The sequence below is a fragment of the Actinoallomurus sp. NPDC050550 genome (assembly GCF_040655075.1).
In the GTDB taxonomy this organism is placed as follows: Bacteria; Actinomycetota; Actinomycetes; order Streptosporangiales; family Streptosporangiaceae; genus Actinoallomurus.
The window spans coordinates 1-21,796 of record NZ_JBFAJC010000065.1 but is presented as its reverse complement, the minus strand read 5'-3'; the positions used below and the strand labels follow the sequence as shown (position 1 = coordinate 21,796).

The 21,796-nt window shown below is 71.0% G+C and carries 21 protein-coding genes and 1 pseudogene; 13 read left to right on the top strand and 9 right to left on the bottom strand.

Translation table 11 applies throughout. The features are described 5' to 3' along the window. Positions 1-43: 43 nt before the first annotated feature. Positions 44-280, top strand: a pseudogene (locus AB0I04_RS47255) (metallophosphoesterase); the annotation flags it as partial. A 1-nt stretch (position 281) separates the two neighbouring features. Beyond that, the gene (locus tag AB0I04_RS47250; RefSeq protein WP_360900642.1) at positions 282-695 is read left to right on the top strand and encodes a metallophosphoesterase; all 414 of its coding nucleotides are present in this window, start codon (positions 282-284) and stop codon (positions 693-695) included. 45 nt (positions 696-740) lie between these two features. Here AB0I04_RS47250 and AB0I04_RS47245 read toward each other — a convergent pair whose 3' ends face one another. Together AB0I04_RS47245 and AB0I04_RS47240 are read right to left on the bottom strand one after the other, a co-directional pair. Then, the gene (locus AB0I04_RS47245; protein ID WP_360900638.1) at positions 741-1,382 is read right to left on the bottom strand and encodes a hypothetical protein; all 642 of its coding nucleotides are present in this window, start codon (positions 1,380-1,382) and stop codon (positions 741-743) included. A 142-nt stretch (positions 1,383-1,524) separates the two neighbouring features. Next, positions 1,525-2,985 carry an amidase gene (locus tag AB0I04_RS47240; protein ID WP_360900635.1) on the bottom strand — a complete coding sequence of 487 codons (1,461 nt, stop codon included), beginning with the start codon at positions 2,983-2,985 and terminating at the stop codon, positions 1,525-1,527. 17 nt (positions 2,986-3,002) lie between these two features. Between AB0I04_RS47240 and AB0I04_RS47235 the strand changes: the two genes are divergently transcribed. Both AB0I04_RS47235 and AB0I04_RS47230 read left to right on the top strand, forming a co-directional pair. Beyond that, positions 3,003-3,215 (top strand): hypothetical protein, encoded by a 213-nt coding sequence (locus AB0I04_RS47235; RefSeq protein WP_360900632.1) that lies wholly within the window; start codon positions 3,003-3,005, stop codon positions 3,213-3,215. Positions 3,216-3,409: 194 nt separating this feature from the next. Beyond that, positions 3,410-3,559 (top strand): hypothetical protein, encoded by a 150-nt coding sequence (locus AB0I04_RS47230; RefSeq protein ID WP_360900629.1) that lies wholly within the window; start codon positions 3,410-3,412, stop codon positions 3,557-3,559. A 478-nt stretch (positions 3,560-4,037) separates the two neighbouring features. Here the strand turns inward: AB0I04_RS47230 and AB0I04_RS47225 are convergent, their stop codons facing one another. Continuing rightward, positions 4,038-5,288, bottom strand: coding sequence for an IS256 family transposase (locus AB0I04_RS47225; protein WP_360900626.1), 1,251 nt, complete (start codon positions 5,286-5,288; stop codon positions 4,038-4,040). Positions 5,289-5,760: 472 nt separating this feature from the next. On the opposite strand from AB0I04_RS47225, the gene AB0I04_RS47220 reads away from it, so the two are divergent. Next, a complete protein-coding gene (locus tag AB0I04_RS47220) occupies positions 5,761-6,591 on the top strand; it encodes a maleylpyruvate isomerase family mycothiol-dependent enzyme (RefSeq protein ID WP_360900623.1) in 831 nt (276 codons plus the stop codon). Positions 6,592-6,600: 9 nt separating this feature from the next. Here the strand turns inward: AB0I04_RS47220 and AB0I04_RS47215 are convergent, their stop codons facing one another. Further along, the gene (locus tag AB0I04_RS47215) at positions 6,601-7,449 is read right to left on the bottom strand and encodes an ABC transporter permease subunit (protein ID WP_360900620.1); all 849 of its coding nucleotides are present in this window, start codon (positions 7,447-7,449) and stop codon (positions 6,601-6,603) included. Next, positions 7,446-10,148, bottom strand: coding sequence for an alpha/beta fold hydrolase (locus AB0I04_RS47210; protein ID WP_360900617.1), 2,703 nt, complete (start codon positions 10,146-10,148; stop codon positions 7,446-7,448). The genes AB0I04_RS47215 and AB0I04_RS47210 overlap by 4 nt, the downstream gene beginning before the upstream one ends. Positions 10,149-10,280: 132 nt before the next feature. Between AB0I04_RS47210 and AB0I04_RS47205 the strand changes: the two genes are divergently transcribed. The 8 genes from AB0I04_RS47205 to AB0I04_RS47170 all read left to right on the top strand — a co-directional run bounded on the left by AB0I04_RS47205 (position 10,281) and on the right by AB0I04_RS47170 (position 17,564). Next, positions 10,281-12,047 carry a hypothetical protein gene (locus AB0I04_RS47205; protein ID WP_360900614.1) on the top strand — a complete coding sequence of 589 codons (1,767 nt, stop codon included), beginning with the start codon at positions 10,281-10,283 and terminating at the stop codon, positions 12,045-12,047. A 46-nt stretch (positions 12,048-12,093) separates the two neighbouring features. Further along, positions 12,094-12,768: a response regulator transcription factor gene (locus tag AB0I04_RS47200; RefSeq protein WP_360900611.1), complete on the top strand. Its 675-nt coding sequence runs from the start codon at positions 12,094-12,096 to the stop codon at positions 12,766-12,768. Continuing rightward, a complete protein-coding gene (locus AB0I04_RS47195) occupies positions 12,765-14,225 on the top strand; it encodes a HAMP domain-containing sensor histidine kinase (RefSeq protein ID WP_360900608.1) in 1,461 nt (486 codons plus the stop codon). Before AB0I04_RS47200 ends, AB0I04_RS47195 begins: the two co-directional genes overlap by 4 nt. Then, on the top strand, positions 14,222-14,938 hold the full coding sequence (locus AB0I04_RS47190) for a hypothetical protein (RefSeq protein ID WP_360900605.1): 717 nt from the start codon (positions 14,222-14,224) through the stop codon (positions 14,936-14,938). Before AB0I04_RS47195 ends, AB0I04_RS47190 begins: the two co-directional genes overlap by 4 nt. A 3-nt stretch (positions 14,939-14,941) precedes the next feature. Next, the gene (locus tag AB0I04_RS47185; protein ID WP_360900602.1) at positions 14,942-15,454 is read left to right on the top strand and encodes a hypothetical protein; all 513 of its coding nucleotides are present in this window, start codon (positions 14,942-14,944) and stop codon (positions 15,452-15,454) included. Positions 15,455-15,467: 13 nt separating this feature from the next. Further along, positions 15,468-16,013 (top strand): hypothetical protein, encoded by a 546-nt coding sequence (locus tag AB0I04_RS47180; RefSeq protein WP_360900599.1) that lies wholly within the window; start codon positions 15,468-15,470, stop codon positions 16,011-16,013. A 66-nt stretch (positions 16,014-16,079) separates the two neighbouring features. Further along, positions 16,080-16,274, top strand: a complete 195-nt coding sequence (locus AB0I04_RS47175) for a hypothetical protein (protein ID WP_360900596.1) — start codon at positions 16,080-16,082, stop codon at positions 16,272-16,274. Positions 16,275-16,325: 51 nt separating this feature from the next. Beyond that, a complete protein-coding gene (locus AB0I04_RS47170) occupies positions 16,326-17,564 on the top strand; it encodes a hypothetical protein (RefSeq protein WP_360900593.1) in 1,239 nt (412 codons plus the stop codon). On the opposite strand, the gene AB0I04_RS47165 is transcribed toward AB0I04_RS47170, so the two are convergent. The 4 genes from AB0I04_RS47165 to AB0I04_RS47150 all read right to left on the bottom strand — a co-directional run bounded on the left by AB0I04_RS47165 (position 17,565) and on the right by AB0I04_RS47150 (position 21,674). Continuing rightward, positions 17,565-18,365 (bottom strand): crotonase/enoyl-CoA hydratase family protein, encoded by an 801-nt coding sequence (locus AB0I04_RS47165; RefSeq protein ID WP_360900590.1) that lies wholly within the window; start codon positions 18,363-18,365, stop codon positions 17,565-17,567. A gap of 46 nt (positions 18,366-18,411) precedes the next feature. Beyond that, a complete protein-coding gene (locus tag AB0I04_RS47160) occupies positions 18,412-19,443 on the bottom strand; it encodes a 2-oxoacid:ferredoxin oxidoreductase subunit beta (protein WP_360900587.1) in 1,032 nt (343 codons plus the stop codon). Beyond that, positions 19,440-21,278, bottom strand: a complete 1,839-nt coding sequence (locus AB0I04_RS47155; protein ID WP_360900584.1) for a 2-oxoacid:acceptor oxidoreductase subunit alpha — start codon at positions 21,276-21,278, stop codon at positions 19,440-19,442. The genes AB0I04_RS47160 and AB0I04_RS47155 overlap by 4 nt, the downstream gene beginning before the upstream one ends. Before the next feature lie 255 nt (positions 21,279-21,533). Next, on the bottom strand, positions 21,534-21,674 hold the full coding sequence (locus AB0I04_RS47150) for a putative leader peptide (protein ID WP_360900580.1): 141 nt from the start codon (positions 21,672-21,674) through the stop codon (positions 21,534-21,536). Positions 21,675-21,796: the final 122 nt, after the last annotated feature.

Below are 21,796 nucleotides of genomic sequence, written 5' to 3'. Positions count from 1 at the left end.
GTGATCGATTGCCGTGGCCGGACCGGCGCTAGAGCCTTCGAGGATGACCGCATCCATCGCGCATCTCAGCGATCCGCACATCACGACCGGCGCGCTTGCCGGTACTCCCGCAGAGGGGTTGTACCGAGCGCTCGGCCGTGTCCTCACGCTCGACCCGCAGCCCGACTGCGCTGTGATCACCGGCGACCTGGTCGACCGAGGCCGTCCGGAGGAGTACAAGGCGCTGCGAGAGGTGATCGGCCGATTTCCGCTACCGCTGCACCTGGTGGCCGGCAACCACGATGACCCTGCAGCGCTGCTGGGACGAATTCGGCGGCACGCGCTTTCTTGGCGATGCGGCGAAGATGCACTACGCGGTAGAGCATCCTGCGTTCACCGTCATCAGCCTGAATTCCGCGGTGCCCGGCTTGGCCGGTGGTCACCTGGGGGCCTCGCAGTTGGAGTGGCTCGACGGGGTCCTCGCCCGTAGACCGGACACTCCGGCAGTCGTTTGCCTGCACCATCCTCCGATCGCGGTCGGCATCCCGTTTCTTGATGGGATGCGGCTTGATGACGGCGAGGAACTGGCCGATGTGGTCGCACGGAACCGCAATGTCGCGCGTGTCCTGGCGGGCCACGTGCACCGCCCCATCACCGCCACCTTCGAGCAATTGTCAATACTTGTGGATCAGTTGAGCTCACCGTCGCTCTCGTAAGTTGATCATGATGAGCCGGTTTGTGAGCTCCCGTTGCTGGAGCCCTCAGTCTTGCCTGGCAGGTGTGGGAAGGTTCTTGCCCTTGCGCCGGTTCGGGATTGGTGTCGTGCCGTTCGTCAGATACGGCTTGATCTCGTGCCATGCCGGCGGACCGCCCAGGAGTCTATTCAACGGTGCCTGCGAAACGTCCAACGAACGTCGGGCGGCGTTCACAAAGGCGATCTGATCTGTCGCAATGGCCTCCAGGGCACGCCGAAAATCGTCATGGTCGTCGGGCCTGGGTCCGTCGCTGAGCGAAGCCATCGCGTTGAGCGCATCGGTGAGAGCGACAGCAGCCAGCGCAGTCTCGGGATCGGCGACCAGACTCACGGCGACCTGTGTGGCGAGGACGGCATCCCAGTCGGCCTCGTTGTCGCGCTGCGCGAGATAGGCCTCACGCAATTCGATCTCCAGCCGCGAGCACTGCTTGAGAAAGTCGCCGTATGCAGCCGTCCGGGTGTCCCGAAGCCACTGCCAACTCTGGCCCCGGCGCCCGACGGCACCTCCAATGAATAGACCGGCGATCGCCGCGCCCGCCGAACCGCCCGTCGTGATCAAGGCTTCCCATAGTGCCGCCATATCCCGTCCCCCTCGGAAGGCAGTCTCGGCTGGCTCGATGGCCGCTCCTGCGGGCGTGTCGTCGCGCATCTGCGCGGCTCTGATCCTGTCAAGATGCTGACGTGTCGTCGAGTAGGCCCTTGACCAACAACCGACCGGCCAACGGCGATAGCGAGCCGGTTCGGGCGGAGTTACCGCCGTCCGTCGTTCGGATGTGGGAAGCGGCCGCTATCTAGTTGCAGGGCTTGACCGAGCTGAAAGGCTTGGCCTTTTCGAGCTGTGCGGCGATGTTGATGAGCTGGTCCTCCCGGCCGTAGGCGGCGACGAGTTGGACGCCGACGGGCAGTCCGGCGTCGTTCCAGTGCAGCGGGAGGCTGATCGCGGGCTGGCCGACGAGGTTGAAAGCGCGGGTGAAGGCCGTGTACTTCGCCTGCAGGTGGCGGTTGGCCAGTGGGTCGGTGGGGTCGGGTGTGAAGGCGTCGAGGGGCGCGGGTGGTTCGCCGGTGGTCGGGGTGAGCAGCAGGTCGTGGCCGTCGGCCCACCACTGGTGCATGGCGCGCCGGTGGCGGGTGAGGGCGGCCAGGGCCTGGGCGTACTCCACCGCGCCGGCTTCACGTCCCTTCCGCGCGAGCGCCCAGGTGTGGTGCTCCACGTCGTCGGGGGTGGCCTCGCGTCTGAGTGTCTCGGAGAGCCGAGCGATCATCTGGGCCATATGGCTCGAGGCCACGATGCTGAGCCGGTCGGTGATCGTGGGATCGGCGAGGGCGGTGGGGAAGGCCGGCTCGACGTGGTGGCCCAGCGCCTGCAGGAGATGGGCGGTCTGGCGTACGGCCTGGGCGCAGTCGGGATGGACGGCGCCGCCGCGGGGATAGTGGTCGAGCAGCCCGATGCGCAGTGGGCCGGAGTCGCCGGACAGTTCCTGGGGGTAGGGTCGGCGGGGTGCGGGCGCGGTGACCGTGTCGCCCACGCCAGGGCCGTGTACCGCATCCAGCACGGCGGCGGTGTCCCGCACCGTACGGCTGACACACAGCTCTACGCCGGATCCGGATTCGTCGCCGAACGGGCCGGCGCTGATCCGTCCCTGGGACGGCTTGAGACCGACGAGCCCGCAGCAGGCGGCCGGAATGCGAATGGATCCCGAACCGTCGGTCGCGTGCGCCACCGGGATCATGCCCGCCGCGACCGCCGCAGCAGCGCCGCCGCTGGATCCGCCGGGAGAGTAGGCCAGGTTCCAGGGGTTGCGGGTGATGCCCCATGCGCGTGACTGGGTGGTCGCCTGGTTGGCGAACTCGGGCGTACTGGTGCGGCCGGCGATGACCAACCCCGCCCGCCGGAAGCGGGAGACCAGCGTGGTGTCGGCAGGCGAGGGCGGCGCGAGCTCCTTCAGCCGCTGGTTGCCGTTGCACAGGGGCTGTCCCGCACACGCCGCCACCCAGTCCTTGAGCAGGAACGGGACCCCGCGCAAGACCCCGTCTGGCAGCTGTCCCGACGCGGTTTCGCGGGCCATGTCGAACCACCGCATGACAACCGCGTTGATGGCCGGGTCCAGCGCCTCGATCCGCTCGATCGCCGCTTCCAGCAACTCCAGCGCCGTCACCTGCCCCGACGCGACCAGCTCGGCCTGCCCGGTCGCGTCCAGCCACCGCGTCTCCATCGCCAACCCGCGCACCACTATCCCCCCGAAACGCCCCATTCCGAAAGATCAATCCTATGCCCGCGCAGCCGACGCCGGTGGAACGTAGAGCCGCCACCCCCGGCCACTCCGAGGAGCCAGATTCCGAGGAGCCACATCGAATACAGACCACATCATCAACAACTTCTGCCAGCATCAAGGGCCGTATCGACGATGTTGAACGCAGCCTGGAACAGGTCGCTGGTCAGGACGGCGGTCGCGGCGGCAAGCGGCTGGCCATCGTCCGCTAGGTCATCGAGGAGAAAGTCGGCAGTCTCCGCCGTGGCGGCAGCTGCCTTCCGCGACGACGGCCCTCCGGGGGGTGCCAGCCGCGCATACAGGGCCCGCGAATGTCTATGACTTCGATCTTGAGCCGAAACGGGTGCGTTCGACACAATTGCCTGTGGCGGGCGCCGCTCGCCATCACCTCTTATGGAGTGAGTCAATGAAGCGATTTGCCATCACCATGGCCGTAGCCCTCACCTTCACCGCGCTGTCCCTGCCGGCGGCCCACGCCGCGACGGGCACGGGCAGCGAGGTGTCCACGACGGCCACCGGCACGCTTATCACCCCAGATGCCATGGATATGTTCTGACCAGCCCCGTCCGCCCCGGCCATTCCCCGGGGCGGACACGTCCGCCCTTCTGGATGCGAGGGCTGATGCTGGTGAGCTCATTCTCATACCAGTCAGCGATCTCGTCGTAGGCCGCAGTCGGTGCCATGCTCGGCCTCCCAGCGCCCTCAACGCATCGGAGATTGTGGACCTTCGACGTTAGCCGCCGACCTAGCCGCGGCCCCCGGAGTCAGCTCCTAGCGGATCCCTGGATCGAAATGGATTAGGGGTGAGCTGCAGTCGGCCCTGACCTTGAATCGCTGACAGCGGGGTAGGGACACGCCCCCCCCGGCCGCCGGAAGTTCTCAACCAACGTACTGACCAGTCACGCACAGTACAAACGCCGTTCTCTGTTCCACTGCTGCTCGAGGGCCGAGTATGAACCCACTGTCGGCTGGACGGCCATCCTGAACTGCCATCGAACGAGGAGCAGGTCAGCGTTCACATGCGGGGTCTGTAATCAGGCGGCGGCCTCCGCGCGCTCGACCAGGACGCCGTTCTCGAACTTGGCCCCGGAGCGGACCAGGGCGACGAGCGGGGCTCCGGTGATCGCCCGCCAGCGTTGCTGGGCGGACTCGACGAGTTTGAACACCATCGCGAGGGCCGCGGCCGGGCTGTCGGCGCCGCGGGTGACCTTGGTGCGGAGCTTGACGGTGGAGAACGTGGACTCGATCGGGTTCGTGGTCCGCAGGTGGATCCAGTGCTCTGCCGGGAAGTCGTAGAACGCCAGCAGCTCCTCGCGGTCCTCGGTGAGCTTCGCGACCGCCTTGGGCCACTTGGCGCCGTAGGTCCTGGCGAACGCCTCGATCGCCCGCTCGGCATGCGCGCGGTCCTCGGCGTTGTAGATCTCCTGCATCGCCTTCGTCGCGCCCGGCTGCGCGGACTTCGGCAGGGCGTTCGAGACATTCCGAGCCTTGTGGACCCAGCACCGCTGATGGCGGGCGGCCGCGAACACCTCGGCCAGGGCCTTCCACAGACCCATCGCGCCGTCGCCGATCACCAGCTCGGGGTCCCGCATACCGCGTCGGCCGCAGTCACGCAGCAGGTCGGCCCACGACTCGGTGGACTCCCGCAGCCCCTCCGCGAGCGCGATCAGCTCCTTCGTGCCGTCCAGCCGGACTCCCAGCAACACCAGGACGCACGAGTGCGCCTGCCCGAGCCGCACCTTCGGGTGCACACCATCGGCCCACACGTAGACGAAGTCGCGGTCCGACAGGTCGCGGGCCTGGAAGGCGGCGTGATCGTCGCTCCACTGCCTGGTCAGCCGGGTCACCGTCGCGGGTGACAGGCCGGCCGACGAGCCGAGGAACTGCTCCAGCGCGGGCACGAAGTCTCCGGACGACAGGCCGTGCAGGTAGAGCAGCGGCAGCACCTCGGAGATCTTCGGCGACTTGCGGCACCACGGCGGCAGGATCTTCGAGGAGAACCGCTGGCGCTCGCCGGTGGCCTCGTCCACGCGCCGGTCGTTCACCCGCGGGGCCCTGACCTCGACCGGCCCAGCCGCGGTAACCACGGTGCGGGGCCGGTGGTGGCCGTTGCGGACCACCAGTCGCCGCCCCTGCTCGTCGGTCTCGGCCGCCAACTCGGCTATGTACTGGTTGACTTCCGCCTCCAGCGCGGCGGCCAGCATCCTGCGGGCGCCCTCGCGGACGATCTCGTCGATCAAGGAGCTGGACTGGGTCGAGCCGTCATCGGTGACTACGCTGAGCACGGGCGTGCCTTCCCGACCCGCGCTGCGAACGCAGGCCTACCCGGAGACCATCACAGGATCATTCGGGAAGGTACGCCCTCCGCGCCCCCCGGGCTGATCCACAGGTTCCGAGCATTGCTCGCCACCTTCGCGGGTAGCACCTTGGCGATCGCCCCCAGCACCCACCTTCAAAGCGGCCTGGCGCTGGACAACAGCGTGCCCAACTACCTCCCAGAGCCGACATCCTTCCTGCTTCACCTCAGCGGGCCATCTTGGGTCACCCACACCGTCCCCGTCAGTCACGCCGCGGCACCGATCGCATGCTTTTAGGGGCGACTGTGCTGGTCACGGCTCGTTCTAGGCCGTGTTTCGAAGTCCGGTGTGTTCGCTTCGAGGACAGCTGCCCCCGCTCCGCGAGATTCGTACGCCCGCTAATGGCCGCACCAACGGAAAAGTCCGTGAAGGATATGACGACGGTCAATAGGGTCCTGTCATGGTGATCTTCGGTCCGGCCGTCGACGTTCGTCCCCTGTTCCCACGTGAACGGGAGGCCATGGTCGAGCTTCTCGGCGCGCTGGGCCCCGCCGACTGGGCCAGGCCGACCGTGTGTCCCGGCTGGGATGTGCACGATGTCGTCGGTCATGTGCTCAACGACTTCATGCGCCGGCTGTCCGGCGGCCGTGACGGGTACGGCGGCGCGGTGTTCGCCGATGACGAGACGCTTCCCGCCTATCTGGCGCGCGTCAATGAGGAGTTCGTCCGGGCGTCCCGGCAGCTCAGCCCGCAACTGATGATCGAACTCCTGGATCACCTGGGGCCGCGGCTGGACGCCATGTGGGCGGCGCGGGATCTCCTGGCCCCTGCCGGCCTGAACGTGTCCTGGGCCGCCACCGACCTGGACAGCCCCACCTGGCTGGACATCGGCCGTGAGTACACCGAGTTCTGGGTCCACCAGCAGCAGGTGCGCGACGCCGTCTCGATTCCGGGTGCCACCGAACCGGGCCTCATGGCTCCGGTGCTGGACATCTTCGCGCGCGCCCTGCCGTACACCTTGCGCACGCACGACCGGCCGGAAGGCACCACGACTCACCTGGAGGTGGCCGGACCGGCCGGCGGACGATGGGGTGCGGTCCGGCAAGGCGGGCGATGGCGGATGGCCGAGCCCACCGGGGAGCCGGCCGCGCGCGTCTCGATGGACCAGGACACATTCTGGCGGCTGGCGACCAGAGGCGTCACCGTGGAGCAGGCCCGCGAGCGCTCGACGGTGAGCGGCGACCCGGAGCTCACCACGGCCGTCACGGCACTGCTCGCGGTCGTCGCCTAGAACCGGGGATCAGCTCACGATGTCCTTGGCGCGGAAGCGGCGGACGGCCAGGGCGATGAACACGGTGGCGTACGACGCGGACAGGGCCGTGCCCTTGATCATGCCGGTCCACTCCAGGTGTGGTTGGAGGGCGTCGGTCCAGGCGAACATCCAGTGCGTCGGCAGGAACTCCCGCCAGTGGCCGAGCGCGGTGACCGCGTCGATGATGTTGCTGACGATGACGAGGCCCACCGCGCCGCCGACCGCGCCGAGGGGAGAGTCGGTGGTGACCGACAGCAGGAAGGCGAGCGCCGCGACGACGAGCTCCGAGGCCAGGATGTAGCCGACGATGATCAGCATCCGGGTCAGAGCGGTGTCGTTGGGCAGGGCGACGTCGCCGCCGGGGACCCGCAGGCGGGCCCAGCCGAAGACGTAGATCCCGGTGATCATCGCCATCACGGGCAGGCTGACGACGGCCAGTGCCGCGTACATGAGGGCGACGATGAGCTTCTGGCGCAGCAGTCGCGTGCGCGGCACCGGGGCGGCGAGCAGGTAGCGCAGGGATGCCCAGCCCGCCTCGCTCGCGACGGTGTCGCCGCAGAACAGCGCCACCGCGACCACGAGCAGGAAGCCCGACGACGCGAACAGCGTGAACGCCGTGAAGTTCAGCGCGCCGGCCGTCGCGACGGTGACGAGGCCGGGGGTGTTGGCGTCGTTCGCCGACGGCGAGCCGCCGATCTTGAACGCGGCGGCGAGCACCCAGGGCAGGACGAGCAGCACCGCGAAGGCGAGCCAGGTCCGGCGCCGACGGAGCTGCCGGACTGCCTCGACGCGCAGCGGCAGCGTCCGGCGCCTGCGGTAGGTGAGGTCTTCGCTCACGAGCTCTCCCCGATCAGGGCGAGGAACGCGTCCTCCAGGCGACGGTGGGGCATCACGCGATCCACCGGGACGCCGGCGGCGACGAGCGCCGCGACGACGGCCGACGGCGCGGAGCCGTTCAGGCGCACCAGGACGCCGGGGTCGTACGGCTCCGCGCCGTCGACGCCCTCGAGTACGGTCAGCACGCTCATGGCGCGGTCGACCTCCGAGGTGCCGATCAGGACGGAGCCGTCGTGGCCGGCGATCTCGGCGACGGGGCCGGCGGCGACGAGCGTGCCGCGGTGCATCACGACGACGTCGGTGCAGGTCTGTTCGACCTCGGCGAGCAGGTGGCTGGAGATGATGACGGTGCGGCCCTCGGCGGCGTACCGCACGAGGACCTCGCGCATCTCGGCGATCTGCGGCGGGTCGAGGCCGTTGGTCGGTTCGTCGAGGACGAGCAGGTCGGGCAGGCCGAGCATCGCCTGGGCGATGGCGAGCCGCTGCCGCATGCCCTGGGAGTAGGTGCGGACGGGACGGCGGATCGCGTCGCCGAGTCCGGCGATCCGCAGGGCCTCGTCGAGGTACGCCTCGCCACGTCCGGCGGCCTTCCAGTACAGCTCCAGGTTGTCGCGGCCGGACAGGTGGGGCAGGAAGCCGGGTCCTTCGACGAACGAGCCGAGCCGGGACAGCACCGGCGCCCCGGGGCGTACGGGCTCGCCGAAGATGCGAATCTGGCCGGCGTCGGGGTGGATCAGGCCCATGAGCATGCGGAGGGTGGTCGTCTTGCCCGCACCGTTCGGGCCGAGCAGGCCGCAGACCTGTCCGGGTTCGACGCGGAAGGACAGGTCGTCCACGGCGAGGTGGCCGTTCTTGTACCGCTTGGTCAGCCCGGCGATCTCCAGCGGTACCGCGGGGTCGCCGCGCTCGCCACGGCGTCGGCGCCGCCCGCGCCCGGTGGCCACCAGGGCCACGGCCGCCGCGACGGCGATCGCCGGGAGACCCCAGACCCACCAGGGCAGCGGTACCGGTGGCGTACGCAGCGCCGGGTCGACGGGGACGGTCAGCGGGGAGTCCACGGACACCCGGTACGAGGCGGGCCGTGCCGGTGAGGCGTATCCCATGTCGGTGGTGCCGAAGACGACGCGGATGCGGTGTCCCTGGTCGAAGCGGTGGTCCATGGGCGGCAGCGCGACGTCCGCCGTGCCGGTGACGTTCAGGGGCGCGGCGAGGCGGCGGGCGGGTTCGGCCTGGCCGTCCGGCCCGACGTCGTACACCTTCGCGAACAGCGTCGCGGGGCCGCCGGCGACCCGGACGCGTACCCGCGCCGAGCCGGTCAGCTGCACGGGCGCGTCGAGTGGCTCGGTGTCGAACGCCGCCGACTGGCCGGGCATGTCGAGCTGGACGCCGCCTGTGCCCAAGCCGCTGACACCGCCGAGCGCGCCGAGGCCCGGCAGGGTGGAGATCGACGCGGGGGAGCCGCCGGCCGGGTTCTGGATCGTCTGCTCCTGCCCGCCGAGCGGGAGCGTACGGTGGGCGGTCCCGGACAGGCCGGGGTAGCGGGGCGCGGTCGCGGCGGTGACGACAACGCGCTGAGTGGAGGAGTCGATGCCGCCGGTGCGGGTGACGGTGAAGCCACCGGACGTCTCCGCCGCCGAACCGCCCGCCTCCTTCGCCGGACCGTCCGTCCCCTGCGCGGAGCCGCGCGAGGTCGACGCGGGCCCGCCCTTCAGGTAGCGGTCGAACCAGCCGGTGACGAGGTCGCGGACGCGCGCGGTCTCCGGGTCGCCGCCGTCGTGACCGCCCTGGAACCAGACCACCTTGACCGGCGCGCCGGTGACCGCGCGGGCGTTGCCGTCGGCCTGGTCGAGGGGGAACAGGGAGTCCGCCTGGCCCTGGACGAGGAGGGTGGGGACGTGGATCCGGCCGGCCACGGACGAGGGGCTGGACCGGCGCAGGGTCGCGATCGCCTCGGGTGTGGGCCGCCCGGTCTCGGCGACCTTCTGGTACATCGCGCACAGCGACGGCAGGAATCGTCCACAGGCTGTGGACGACGCGCCGCCGGTGAAGAAGACGCCGGCCCAGACCTTCTTGAACACGCCGCCCGGGAGGTCGGTCGGGGTCGGTTGGTCGGGGGGAAGCGCCGCGCCCTTGCCCGTGGCGTCGGGGAACAGGGAGTCGGCGAGGTCGTACCAGGTGATCTGCGGGGCGATGGCGTCGATACGCCGGTCGTACGCGGCGGACAACAGGGTGATCCCGCCGCCGTACGACTGGCCGGCGAGACCGACACGGGGATCGCCGGGGCCGTCGAGGCGCACCTCCGGGCGGCGGGCCAGCCAGTCGATCAGCTGCCGGACGTCCTTCACGTCGTAGTCGGGGGAGTCGAGGGTGATCTCGCCGTCCGAGCGGCCGAAGCCGCGCGCCGACCAGGTGAGCACGGCGTACCCGTGCCGCGCCAGCCGCTCGGCCTCGTCCCGCGTGTCGTCCTTGCTGCCGCCGAACCCGTGCGCGAGCAGCACCGCCGGGGCGCGTCCCCCGCCGGCGGGCGCGAAGAACGTGGTGTCCAGGCCGACGTGCTGGTCGTTCTTCGGGCCGTCCACGACCTGGATGCGCTGGTCGAACGTCCGTACGTGCGGCGTGTCGCCCGACGCCGCCCAGGTGATGCCCCCGGCGACCGCAGCCACCACGCCGACGACCGCCGCCCACCGTCCCCGCCTCATGACGCATGACCCTAGCCCGTGGAAACAGGCCGCCCACCGTCCCTGCCTCACGAAGCAAGACCCTCGCCCGTGTAACAGAACGCGGACATCGTGCGGACGGCGCCATGACACTCGTTCGCGATCTTGGTCGGCATGACCATTTCCAGCACTCTCGACGTCCGGACACCGGACCGGCCGCGGCCATCGCCGTCGGTCCGCACGTGGCGGCCGTCCTGGCCGCTGCTCGTCCTGGCGGGCTGGCTGGCCCAGGTCGGCATCCGGCTGGTCCTCGCCGGTGGGCAGGGCGTCCCGGCGGCGTTCCCGGACGAGAGCGGCTATCTGCTGGCCGCGCGGTGGCTGGCGGGCGGTCCGGGAGGTGACCTGTCGGGCAGCACCTTTTACCAGGGCGGGTATCCGCTGCTGGTCAGCCCGGCGTTCTGGCTGAGCCACGACCCGCAGACCTGCTACCGGATCGTGCTGGGGATCAACGCCCTCGTCGGCGCCGCGATCTTCCCGCTGGCCGTGGCCGCGCTGCGCCGGATGCGGCTGCCCCGGCCGCACGCGTACGTGCTCGCCTTCGCCGCCGCGCTGCTGCCCGCGGCGACGGTGTTCGGCCCGCTCGCGCTGACCGACGCGGTGCTGCCGACGCTCATCCTCGGCTGGCTGCTGGCGCTGCACTCGTTCGTCCGTGCCTGGTTCCAGGACACGGACGGGCGGCGCGTGGCGGTGGCCGGTTCACTGGCGAGCCTGGCCGCGGCCTACGCCTACACGACGCACGCGCGCGGCACCGTGATCCTCGCCGTGCATCTTCTCGTCGTGGCGGGAGTCGTGACGTACGGTCTCGTCACGCGGCGTCCGGCGGTAAAGGCGGCGCTGGTTCCGGGGGCCGTCGCCTTCGCCGCAGCGGCCGCGGGCTGGGCGCTGAACGGCGCGGTACGGACCGCGCTCTATCCGCACGGCGTCCGCGACCTCGGCGGGCTGCTGTCCGCGCGGCTCACCACGGTCGGGGGCCTGGAATGGGCGGTCTTCGGCGCGGCCGGGCAGATCTGGTACCTCGTCGTCGCGACGTGGGGCCTGGCGGGGATCGGGCTGGTCGCCGCCGCCCGTACGCTGTGGCGGCCCCGGAGCGACCCGGCCGCCCGGGTCCTGTCCGGAGTGCTGCTGGCCGCGACCTTCGGAACCGCCCTGGCGTCCTCGGCGGCACTGCCGGACGAGCACCGGGTCGGCAACTACTTCTACGGCCGTTACCTGGCGTGTCTCGCCGTGGCGCACGCGCTGTGCGGCCTCGCGGTGCTCATGCGGCGGCGCCGGTCCAGCGTCGGGTACGCCCTCGCGGCGGGCGTCGTGTGCGCGGGGGCGGGGCTGTCCGCCGCGGTCTACGCCGGGGACCGGCTCACCGACTACAACTTCATCGCCTTCGACTTCCCCGAGACGTGCTTCCTGACCTGGGACTGGACGTCTCTGCAGCTCGGCACGGCCTCCCTGGCGGCACTCGCGCTGCTGGGCGTCCTGGTCGCCGTGGCGTACACGCCCCGCTCGGCGTGGACGATCGCCGTGGGGCTCGCGGCGTTCAATCTCGTCGCCGCCACCGTCATCGCGAAGCCCTGGCTGCCGCCGCGTGAGCCGATCTTCCGGGCCGGCCCGGGGTACGGCGGGGTGGCGGTCGACGCGAGCCTGACGTGGCGCGTGTGGGTCCGGCAGGCGTACCAGGTCTGGTGGACGCCGCTGACCTTCTTCCACGCGGCGAACGGGCAGCCGCCGAAGGGGACCTGCATGGTGATCGTGCCGGTGACGGGCGGTGCGGCGCCCGCGACGTCGTGGCCACGGCACCCCGTCGGCTGGCGGGTCACGGCCTCGGGAACGGCCCCCGCACCCTGGGCGGCCTGGAAAAGTTCGTCCTGTCACAGAGTTGTGACATGATCCTTTTGTTCTGACCACTGCGCTTGCGGTCCTGATAATGGGCCCCGTGGCGACAATCTTGCTGGTGGAGGACGACCCTTCCGCACGGGCGGCTCTGGAGTTCGCGCTGTCCCGGCTCGGACACTCCGTGACCGCCCGGGAGACCGGCGAACTCGGGCTGGAGCAGGTGCGCACGCAGCGCCCGGAGCTCGTCATCCTCGACGTCATGCTCCCGGGCATCGACGGGGTCGAGGTCTGTCGGCGGATCCGCGCCGAGGACTCACTGCCGATCATCCTGCTCACCGCCCGCAGCGACGACATCGACGTGGTCGTCGGCCTGGAGGCCGGGGCCGACGACTACGTCGTCAAGCCGGTCGAGCCGCGCGTGCTCGACGCGCGACTGCGGGCGGTGCTGCGCCGGGTCGAGCGCGACCCGGGGGACCGTTCCACCTACGGCGACCTGGTCATCGACCGGGGAACGATGAAGGTGCGGCGGGCCGGCCAGGACGTGCACCTCACCGCCACCGAGCTCCGGCTCCTCCTCGAGCTGTCCCGCCACCCGGGACAGGTGCTGACCCGCCAGCAACTCCTCGCCTCCGTCTGGGAGCACGACTTCCTCGGCGACTCCCGGCTCGTGGACGCCACCGTCCAGCGCGTCCGGTCGAAGGTCGAGGACGTGCCGTCCCGGCCGAAGTTCATCGAGACCGTGCGCGGTTTCGGCTACCGCTTCGTCGCCCCGTGATCGGCCTGCGCGCACGGCTCGTCGCGGCGTTCGCCGCCGTGGCGCTGCTGGCCTCGGCGATCACCGCGGGGATCGCGTACTGGCTCGTGCGGCTGGCGATGCTCGAGCGGGTGCAGAACGCCGTCGTCAACGACGTGCGGACCACCCTGGCCCAGACCGTGCCGACGCAGTTGCCCGACATGACGCTGACCGCCGACCTTCTCCAGCCGATCAGTGACGCCCTGGCCCGGCAAACCGACCGCCAGTCCTGGGTGCTCGGCAACGAGCCCGGAGGATGGGCCACGAGCGGCCCGAGGTTCCCTCATCTCCGCATCCCGCCCAAGCTGATCGCCACGGTCCGCGGCGCGGGCCACCACGACGAGCTCGCCCGGCCGCTGCGAGGACAGCAGATCTACTTCCAGCGGATCAGCTTCCACGGCATTCCGTACCTGGTCGTCGGCACGCCGGTCTACCTGCCGACCACCAATTCGCGCGTCGCGAGCCCGATCGAGGCGTACGTCATCGTGAGCCTCACGCGGGAACGCGACGACCTCGACCGGATGGCCACCTCGGTCGCCGTCGGGGGCGGCGCGGCCGTCTTCGTGGCCCTGTTGCTCGCCCTGCTCGCCGCGCGGAGCGTGCTGCGGCCCGTCCGGCGGCTGGCCGCCGCCGCCCAGGGACTGGGCGCGGGAGACCTGCACCGGCGGGTCGAGGTCCGGGGCCGCGACGAGCTGGCGCGCCTCGCCCGGATCTTCAACTCCAGCGCCGAGGCCCTGGAGGCCAGCGTCGCCGAGCTGCGCGACATGGAACGCTCGGCCCGCCGCTTCGTGGCCGACGTGTCCCACGAGCTGCGCACGCCGCTGACCGCGATGACCGCCGTCACGGACGCGCTGGAGGAGGAGGCCACCGGGAGCGCCGCGACGGCCGCCGGCCTCGTGGCGGAGGAGACGCGCCGGCTGCGCACCCTGATCGGTCACCTGCTGGAGATCAGCAGGTTCGACGCCGGGGCGGCGGCGCTCGTTCTGGACGACGTGGACATGTCGCAGCTGGTCCAGCAGAGCCTGCGGCTGCGCGACTGGCAGGAGAAGGTGGAGACCGACCTCGTCCCGGAGCTGCGCGCCCGCGTCGACCCGCGCCGCTTCGACATGATCCTGGCCAACCTGGTCGGCAACGCGCTCCGGCACGGCGAACCTCCGGTCACCGTACGGCTGCGCCGCTCGTACGTGCCGAACGGGCCCGGCATCCGGCTCCGCGTCTCCGACAGCGGCCCCGGCATTCCCAAGGATGTGCGCAAGCACGTGTTCGAGCGGTTCTACAAGGCAGACGCCGCGCGGACGCGGAGTGAGGGCAGCGGCCTGGGCCTGGCGATCGCCCGCGCCAACGCCGAGCTGCACGGCGGCGAGCTGCACCTCCTCGACACCGACACGGGCACGACGTTCGAGCTGTGGCTCCCCGACATCCCGGCGGAGACCGCATGACGCCCGCACGGATCCGGCACGGCCGGCGGCTCGCGCGGTTCCGCCAGGGTCTGCCGCTCGAGCGGGTCCGCGACGGCTTGCGGTTCGCGCGGTTCCGCGACGGTCTGCCGCCCGTGCGGGTCCGGCACGGTTTGCGGTTCGCGCGGGTCCAACAGGGTCTGCCGCCCGAGCGGGTCCGGCACGGCCGGCGGCTCGCGCGGTTCCGCCAGGGCCTGCCGCCCGTACGGGTCCGCGACGGTCTGCCGTTGCTCGCCGGGCTCCTCGTCGCAGCCTGCGGAGTGCGGCCGACCGGCGTGATGGGCGCCGGAGACCCCGCATTGGCGCAGCAGGCCGTGCCGCAGACGACCGTCTACCTGGCGCGGCAGGGACGGCTGACGCCGGTACGCCGGGTCGCGCTGCCCGGCGCTCCGCAGGCCGCGTTGATCGCGCTGTGGCAGGAGGGTCCCAAGGTGCCGGAGGCCGCTCAGGGGTTGTCGAATCCGCTGGCGGACCTCAAGGAGTTCGATGTCGTTTTCGATAGGAGCGGCATGCCTTCCGGGGTCCTCACCGTCTTCTTCTTGACCGGCCGGCCGGTGTCGGACCTGCTTCGCGCGCAGATCGTGTGCTCCGGAGCCGCCCAGCCCAGCGTGCGGCTCGTGCGGCTGATCGACATCCATACCGCCCACGTGCAGTCGCCGAAATGCTCGCACTTCAGCCGATACCTGGTGGGCTGAGCCATGAGACACCGAACGAGACGAGCCCTGCGCAGCGTGGTCCCGCTCATCGTGGTGGCGCCGGTGGCCGCCTGCGGGGTGCGGCCGACCGGGGTGATCGGTTCCGGAGCGCCGGTCGTGGCTCAGGAGGCCGTCCCGCAGACGACCGTCTACCTGGCCCGCAGCGAGCGGCTGGTCCCGGTGCGCCGGGTCGCGTTCCCCGGCGCCCCGCAGGCCGCGCTGAACGCCCTGTGGGAACAGCGCGCCAAGGTTCCGGAGGAGGCACAGGGCATGTCGAATCCGCTGGCGGACCTCGATGAGTTCCACGCGATCTTCAACAGGGGAGATCTCCCACCGGGTGTCCTGATGGCCTCGTTCTCCTCCCGCCGGCCGGTGACGGACCTGCTCCGGGCCCAGATCGTGTGCTCCGGCACGGCACAGCCCGGCGTCCAGCGCGTCCAGCTCGCCGATCAGGGCGCCTCGGTCCTGGGGCGGCCGCTGCGGTGTTCCTCGTTCGGCCGGTACCTGGCCGGCTGAGCGGGGAGATCGAATGAGACAAGTCCTGCGCTTCGCGGTCGCCTTCGTCCTGGCGGTGCTGGTGACCGCCTGCGGGGTACGGCCCACCGGGGTGATCGGGGCGGGGGAACCGGCCGTGGCCCAGCAGGCCGTCCCGCAGACGACCGTCTACCTGGCCCGCAGCGAGCGGCTGGTCCCGGTGCGCCGCGTCGCGTTCCCCGGCGCCCCACAGGCGGCGCTGTACGACCTGTGGAGCCGCGGGGCGACGTCCACGGAGTTCGCGGGCGGCATGCGCAACCCCGCCGACGACATCAGCCTGCTCGACATCACCTTCCACCAGGGCCTGCTCGTCGTCGACTACTATCGCGACGCACCGCTATCGCGCCTGGTCAAGGCCCAGATCGTGTGCTCCGGGACCGCCCAGCCGGCCGTTCGCCGGGTACAGCTGGTCGGCTGGACGTACAAAGGCCCCGGCGATACCCAGCCCAGGTGGGACTACCAGAATCCTCCGCCGGGCTGGGCGATCACCGTCGACCGCGAGAGGAAGTGCTCCCAGTACGCCGACCTGATGGCGTCGTGACCGGGTTCACCGCGACCGCAGCGCCGGCAGCAGCTCACGTTCGGCCCAGGACATGAAGAAGTCCTGGTGTTCAGCGCCGACCTGCACCATGGCGACCTCGTCGAAACCGGCGGCTACCCGGACAAGACCAGCGAAAACATGGGATGGTCGTCCCGGTGCGATCGAGCGGGGTCCCGCGGCGAGACGGAGGAGGGCGGGGAGACGGCGCCGACGACCCTGGCGCGCCGGGCCTTCCCCATGATGCGATTGACTCGACGATGACCTGATCCAGGCGAGACTTCCGCCCGCCCCCCACGCGGAGGAGACGACACCTTGAGGTTCGCGGTTCACCGGTCGGCGCGCCGACCGGCCTCCCCGCACGGGCACTCCCCCGAGCCGGCCGACGACGCCGAGTCCGGACGCGTGGCGCCGCCTACCCCGGAATCGACGGGCCACGCCGAGACCGCCCCCGCGCAGGCGAGCGGCGCCGAGACCGCCTCCGCGCAGGCGAGCGGCGCCGGGACGGGCGCCACGCGCCCGCTGCCTCCGCCCTCGTCCGCTCCGGCGTCGGCGAGCGGCGCCAAGACCACCGGGCCTGCCATGGGGACGGCGGGCGACGCCGAGGGCACCGCCACGCGGCCCTGGCCGCCGACTCCGGCCCCCATGCCGCCGGTTCGCGCCGACACGACAACCGCCGGCGGCGGCGAACCGTCCTCCACGGGGGAGGATCGGAGGTCGGTGATGCGGATCGGGCGGCGCGGCGGCGGTCGGTCGGATCGCGGCCCGGCCGCGGGTGCCACACGGGGCATCGGCGGCAGGTCGGCCGCGGGGACCGCGCGGCGTGCCGGCACACGGCCGGGGCTGATCGCGATCGTCCTCATCCTGTGGCTGGTCATCGCCGCGATCGCGCTGACCGGGACGCTGATCGTCGCGTTCTCCCAGGAGCACCCGGCGAAGTTTCCCGCGCCGCTGAAGATCTACCCCGTCACCCAGCAGCTCGTCGGCCAGCAGTGCCCGGCCGGCGTGCAGGGGATCGCGGGCCAGAGCAACCTCGGCCCCGTCTGCTACGAGCTGGCGACCGGCATCACCATCAAGCGGGTGAACGACATCCACGTCGAGCGGGCCAAGGCCAAAACCGGCGGATACGCCGTCTCCCTCAGCCTGACCCCAGCCGACGGCAGGGCGCTGAAGAACCTCACCCGCAACGCCGCGGGACGGGCCTTCGCGCTGACCGTCCGCGAACAGGTCGTGGCCGCGCCCCGGGTGGACGCCCCCATCACCAAGGGACGGGTGCTCATCACCGGCAACCTCACCCGCAGCGCCGCCGAGGACATCGTCGCTCGCCTCAAGGACGGAAAGGCGGTGCCGGCGCCCTCGCCGGCGCCGACCTGGCAACCTCCGGCGACGACCACTCCGCCCACCGCGCCGACGACCCCTCCGACGACGGGGCCGACCACGGGGTCGAACTCGACGACGACGTCCCCGAACTCCTCGACGACCTCGCCCACCCAGTCGGCGACCCCGGGCGCGACCACGAAGACGACGGCCTCGCGCACACCTCTGTCGGTCTGATCAGCCGTCGAACGAGCCGTGGCGGCCCACACCGTCGCGGAACCGCTGGACGTCGGTCAGGCCGGTCTCCCCGAGCACGGCCCTGCCGTGCCGGAACTCATTGGAGATCGCGGCGTCCTCGTCAAGCCCCTGCTGTTCGATGAGGGACATGCGGTCGTGCCGGAGGCAGGTCTGTGGGAACGCCGCGATCTGCGCGGCCAGCTCCTCCGCGGCCTCTCGCGCCCGCCCGGGCGGCACGACGCGGTTCACCAGGCCCATGTCGTACGCCTCGGGCGCCGGCACGGCACGGCCGGTCAGGATCAGGTCCGCCGCCCGGGACGCGCCGATCAGGCGCGGCAGGCGTACGGTGCCGCCGTCGATGAGAGGGACGCCCCAGCGGCGGCAGAACACCCCGAGGACGGCGTCTTCCTCGGCGACGCGCAGGTCGCACCAGATCGCGAGTTCGAGCCCGCCCGCGACGGCGTGCCCGCTGATCGCCGCGATGACCGGTTTGGACAGCCGCATCCGGGTCGGGCCCATCGGGCCCTCGGCGGCATGGGACACGTCGTGGGCCGAGGCTCCGGCGCTCGGCGCGTCGACCCGGTTACCGCGCTCGGTGCCCAGCGCCTTCAGGTCGGCACCCGCGCAGAATGTGCCGCCCTCGCCCCACAGCACGGCGACGCTCGCCTCACCGTCGGCGTCGAACGCGCGGAACGCCTCGGCCAGCGCCCGCGCTGTCGGCCCGTCCACGGCGTTGCGCACGTCGGGACGGGCCAGCACCACCGTTGTCACCGGCCCCTGCTTTTCCACCCGCACGCTCATGACACAGAACGATTCCATGATTCGCGTGCGGGCGGAACGGTATGGGTCAGTCGATGCGCCAGGTGTCCCCGCTGCCGAGCAGGGCGGCCAGGTCGCCCGCGCCCTGCTGGGCGATGGCCTCGTCGATCTGGGCGCGCATCAGCTCGTCGTACGACGGGCGCTCCACCTGCCGGAAGATCCCGATCGGCGTGTGCTCGAACGTCGGCGAGTCCAGCCGCGACAGCGCGAACGCGAGCGACGGGTCCGGGTTCTTGGCGTCGTGCACCACGATGTCCGGGGAGTCCGCCGGCACGACCTCCAGCGAACCGGAGGCCGACCGCCGCAGTGCCTTCTCGCCGTCGGCGCCGAACACGATCGGCTCACCGTGCTCCAGCCGGATCGTCACGTCGTCGCGGGTCTGTGGATCCTTCAGCGGCAGGAACGCGTCGTCGTTAAAAATGTTGCAGTTCTGGTAGATCTCCACGAGCGCCGTGCCGTTGTGCTGGGCGGCCTCCCGCAGTACCGACTGCAGGTGCTTGCGGTCGGAGTCGATCGTCCGGGCCACGAACGACGCCTCCGCGCCGATCGCGAGGGAGATCGGGTTGAACGGGGAGTCCAGCGACCCCAGCGGCGTCGACTTGGTGATCTTCCCGACCTCCGACGTCGGGGAGTACTGGCCCTTGGTCAGCCCGTAGATCCGGTTGTTGAACAGCAGGATCTTCAGGTTGACGTTGCGGCGCAGCGCGTGGATCAGGTGGTTGCCGCCGATCGACAGCGAGTCGCCGTCGCCGGTCACCACCCACACCGACAGGTCCGGGCGCGAGGACGCCAGCCCGGTCGCGATCGCCGGGGCGCGCCCGTGGATCGAGTGGAACCCGTAGGTGTTCATGTAGTACGGGAACCGCGACGAGCAGCCGATGCCCGACACGAAGACGATGTTCTCCCGCTTCAGACCGAGCTCCGGCAGGAAGCCCTGCACCGCGGCGAGGATCGCGTAGTCACCGCACCCGGGGCACCAGCGGACCTCCTGGTCGGTCTTGAAGTCCTTCGCGGTCTGCCGCTCGGGGTCCTTCGGAACGAGGGCGAGAGGGTCGCTCATGAGTTGATCACATCCCGGATGACGCTCGCGAGCTCCTCCGCCTTGAACGGAAGGCCGCGGACGCGGTTGTAGCCGATCACGTCGACGAGGAAGCGACCGCGCAGGATCAGCGCGAGCTGACCCAGATTGATCTCCGGCACGACCACCCTGTCGTACGAGCGCAGCACCTCTTCGAGGTTGGCCGGGAACGGGTTCAGGTGGCGCAGGTGCGCCTGCGCGACCTGCTCTCCGGAGTTGCGGATGCGGCGGACCGCCGCGGTGATCGCGCCGTACGTGCCGCCCCAGCCGAGCACGAGCACGCGCGCGTCGCCCGACGGGTCGTCGACGGCCAGCGGCGCGATGTCGCGGGCGATGCCGTCGATCTTCGCCTGGCGCAGCCGCACCATCAGGTCGTGGTTGTTCGGGTCGTAGGAGATGTTGCCGCTGCCGTCGGCCTTCTCGATGCCGCCGATGCGGTGCTCCAGCCCCGCAGTGCCCGGCACCGCCCACGGCCGCGCCAGGGTGTCCGGGTCGCGCTTGAACGGCTGGAACTCCTCCTCGCTCGCCTGCGCGAACGCCGGCTCGATCTCCGGCAGCGAGTCGACGTCCGGCAACTGCCACGGCTCGGAGCCGTTCGCGAGGTAACCGTCGGACAGCACGATCACCGGCGTGCGGTACTTCACCGCGATCCGTGCCGCCTCGATGGCGGCCGCGAAGCAGTCCGACGGCGTGCTCGGCGCCACCACCGGCACCGGCGCCTCGCCGTTGCGGCCGTACAGCGCCTGCAGCAGGTCGGCCTGCTCGGTCTTGGTCGGCATGCCCGTCGACGGGCCCGCCCGCTGCACGTCGATGACGATCAGCGGCAGCTCCGTCGAGACGCCCAGGCCCACCGTCTCGCTCTTCAGCGAGATGCCCGGACCGGACGTGGTCGTCACGCCGAGCGCACCGCCGAACGACGCGCCGAGTGCGGCGCCCACCGCCGCGATCTCGTCCTCGGCCTGGAAGGTGCGCACGCCGAACCGCTTGTGCTTGGACAGTTCGTGCAGGATGTCGGAGGCCGGCGTGATCGGGTACGAGCCGAGGAACAGCGGCAGTCCGGACCGCACGCTCGCAGCGATCAGCCCGTACGCCAGGGCCATGTTGCCGGAGATGTTGCGGTACAGCCCCGGCGGCAGCGTCGCCGGCTTCACCTCGTACGACACCGAGAACGACTCGGTCGTCTCGCCGTAGCTCCAGCCCGCCTGGAAGGCCGCGATGTTGGCCTTCATGATCTCCGGCTTCTTGGCGAACTTCACCTCGAGGAAGCGGACCGTCGCCTCGGTCGGCCGGTGGTACAGCCAGGACAGCAGACCGAGCGCGAACATGTTCTTCGCCCGCTCCGCGTCCTTCTTGGAGATGTCGAAGTCCTCGAGCGCCTTCACCGTCATCGACGTCAGCGGCAGCGAGTGCACGCGGTACTCGTCGAGCGAGCCGTCCTCGAGCGGGTTCGCGGCGTACCCGACCTTGGCCAGGGCACGCTTGGTGAACTCGTCGGTGTTCACGATGAGGTCCGCGCCGCGCGGCAGGTCACCGACGTTGGCCTTCAGCGCGGCGGGGTTCATCGCGACGAGAACGTTCGGCGCGTCACCCGGCGTGAGGATGTCGTGGTCGGCGAAGTGCAGCTGGAAGCTGGAAACGCCGGGCAGCGTGCCGGCCGGCGCGCGGATCTCGGCGGGGAAGTTGGGCAGTGTTGACAGGTCATTGCCGAAGGCGGCCGTCTCCTGAGTGAAGCGGTCGCCGGTCAGCTGCATGCCGTCACCGGAGTCACCGGCGAAACGGATGATGACGCGGTCGAGTTGCCGGACCTGTTTGGTCACAGAGCAGGACCTCCTCGACGAGCGGCACTCGGGCGGAGGGAGGCATCCGCGTCCGACGTGCCACTTAGGCTTACCTTCATGCTACGTCCCGGATCACATGGATATTTCAACATCGGCTGCTAGAGCCAGGCTTGTGAGATGCGTCGCAGCGCCGAGTGATCCGCCCCGTCGACGTCCCCGACCGTACTGATTTCCCAGGTCAGGGCATGGCCATGCATGCGAAGGCGCCTCGGCGCGCCGCCAGAGGCGGCCGGATCAGGCCGCCGATCCCGGACACAGGGCGCTCGCCGACCGGCAGAGGTCGACGTGCAGCCGTGCGAAGAGCAGGAGTGGGGGCACGTGCCGAACTATAGGGCCTCGCCCTGGGCGCTCCCCGAAGCGGGGCGGCGACGGCATGTCACCGGGTTCGGCGGATCGTCGGCGCGAGGCCGACGGCCCTGGGCCGACGGGGCGGGGGCCCCCCCCCCCGCGCCCCCCCCGCGGCGCAGCGGCCCCCCGCCCCCGGCCCCGGTGAAGCC

Coding starts and splice junctions, on each gene's coding strand:
- AB0I04_RS47205 (WP_360900614.1), top strand. CDS start 10,281: ATGACCATTTCCAGCACTCTCGACGTCCGGACACCGGACCGGCCGCGG.
- AB0I04_RS47185 (WP_360900602.1), top strand. CDS start 14,942: ATGAGACACCGAACGAGACGAGCCCTGCGCAGCGTGGTCCCGCTCATC.
- AB0I04_RS47240 (WP_360900635.1), bottom strand. CDS start 2,985: ATGGGGCGTTTCGGGGGGATAGTGGTGCGCGGGTTGGCGATGGAGACG.
- AB0I04_RS47245 (WP_360900638.1), bottom strand. CDS start 1,382: ATGCGCGACGACACGCCCGCAGGAGCGGCCATCGAGCCAGCCGAGACT.
- AB0I04_RS47210 (WP_360900617.1), bottom strand. CDS start 10,148: ATGAGGCGGGGACGGTGGGCGGCGGTCGTCGGCGTGGTGGCTGCGGTC.
- AB0I04_RS47230 (WP_360900629.1), top strand. CDS start 3,410: ATGAAGCGATTTGCCATCACCATGGCCGTAGCCCTCACCTTCACCGCG.
- AB0I04_RS47190 (WP_360900605.1), top strand. CDS start 14,222: ATGACGCCCGCACGGATCCGGCACGGCCGGCGGCTCGCGCGGTTCCGC.
- AB0I04_RS47165 (WP_360900590.1), bottom strand. CDS start 18,365: ATGAGCGTGCGGGTGGAAAAGCAGGGGCCGGTGACAACGGTGGTGCTG.
- AB0I04_RS47150 (WP_360900580.1), bottom strand. CDS start 21,674: ATGCCGTCGCCGCCCCGCTTCGGGGAGCGCCCAGGGCGAGGCCCTATA.
- AB0I04_RS47250 (WP_360900642.1), top strand. CDS start 282: ATGACCCTGCAGCGCTGCTGGGACGAATTCGGCGGCACGCGCTTTCTT.
- AB0I04_RS47160 (WP_360900587.1), bottom strand. CDS start 19,443: ATGAGCGACCCTCTCGCCCTCGTTCCGAAGGACCCCGAGCGGCAGACC.
- AB0I04_RS47180 (WP_360900599.1), top strand. CDS start 15,468: ATGAGACAAGTCCTGCGCTTCGCGGTCGCCTTCGTCCTGGCGGTGCTG.
- AB0I04_RS47235 (WP_360900632.1), top strand. CDS start 3,003: ATGCCCGCGCAGCCGACGCCGGTGGAACGTAGAGCCGCCACCCCCGGC.
- AB0I04_RS47220 (WP_360900623.1), top strand. CDS start 5,761: ATGGTGATCTTCGGTCCGGCCGTCGACGTTCGTCCCCTGTTCCCACGT.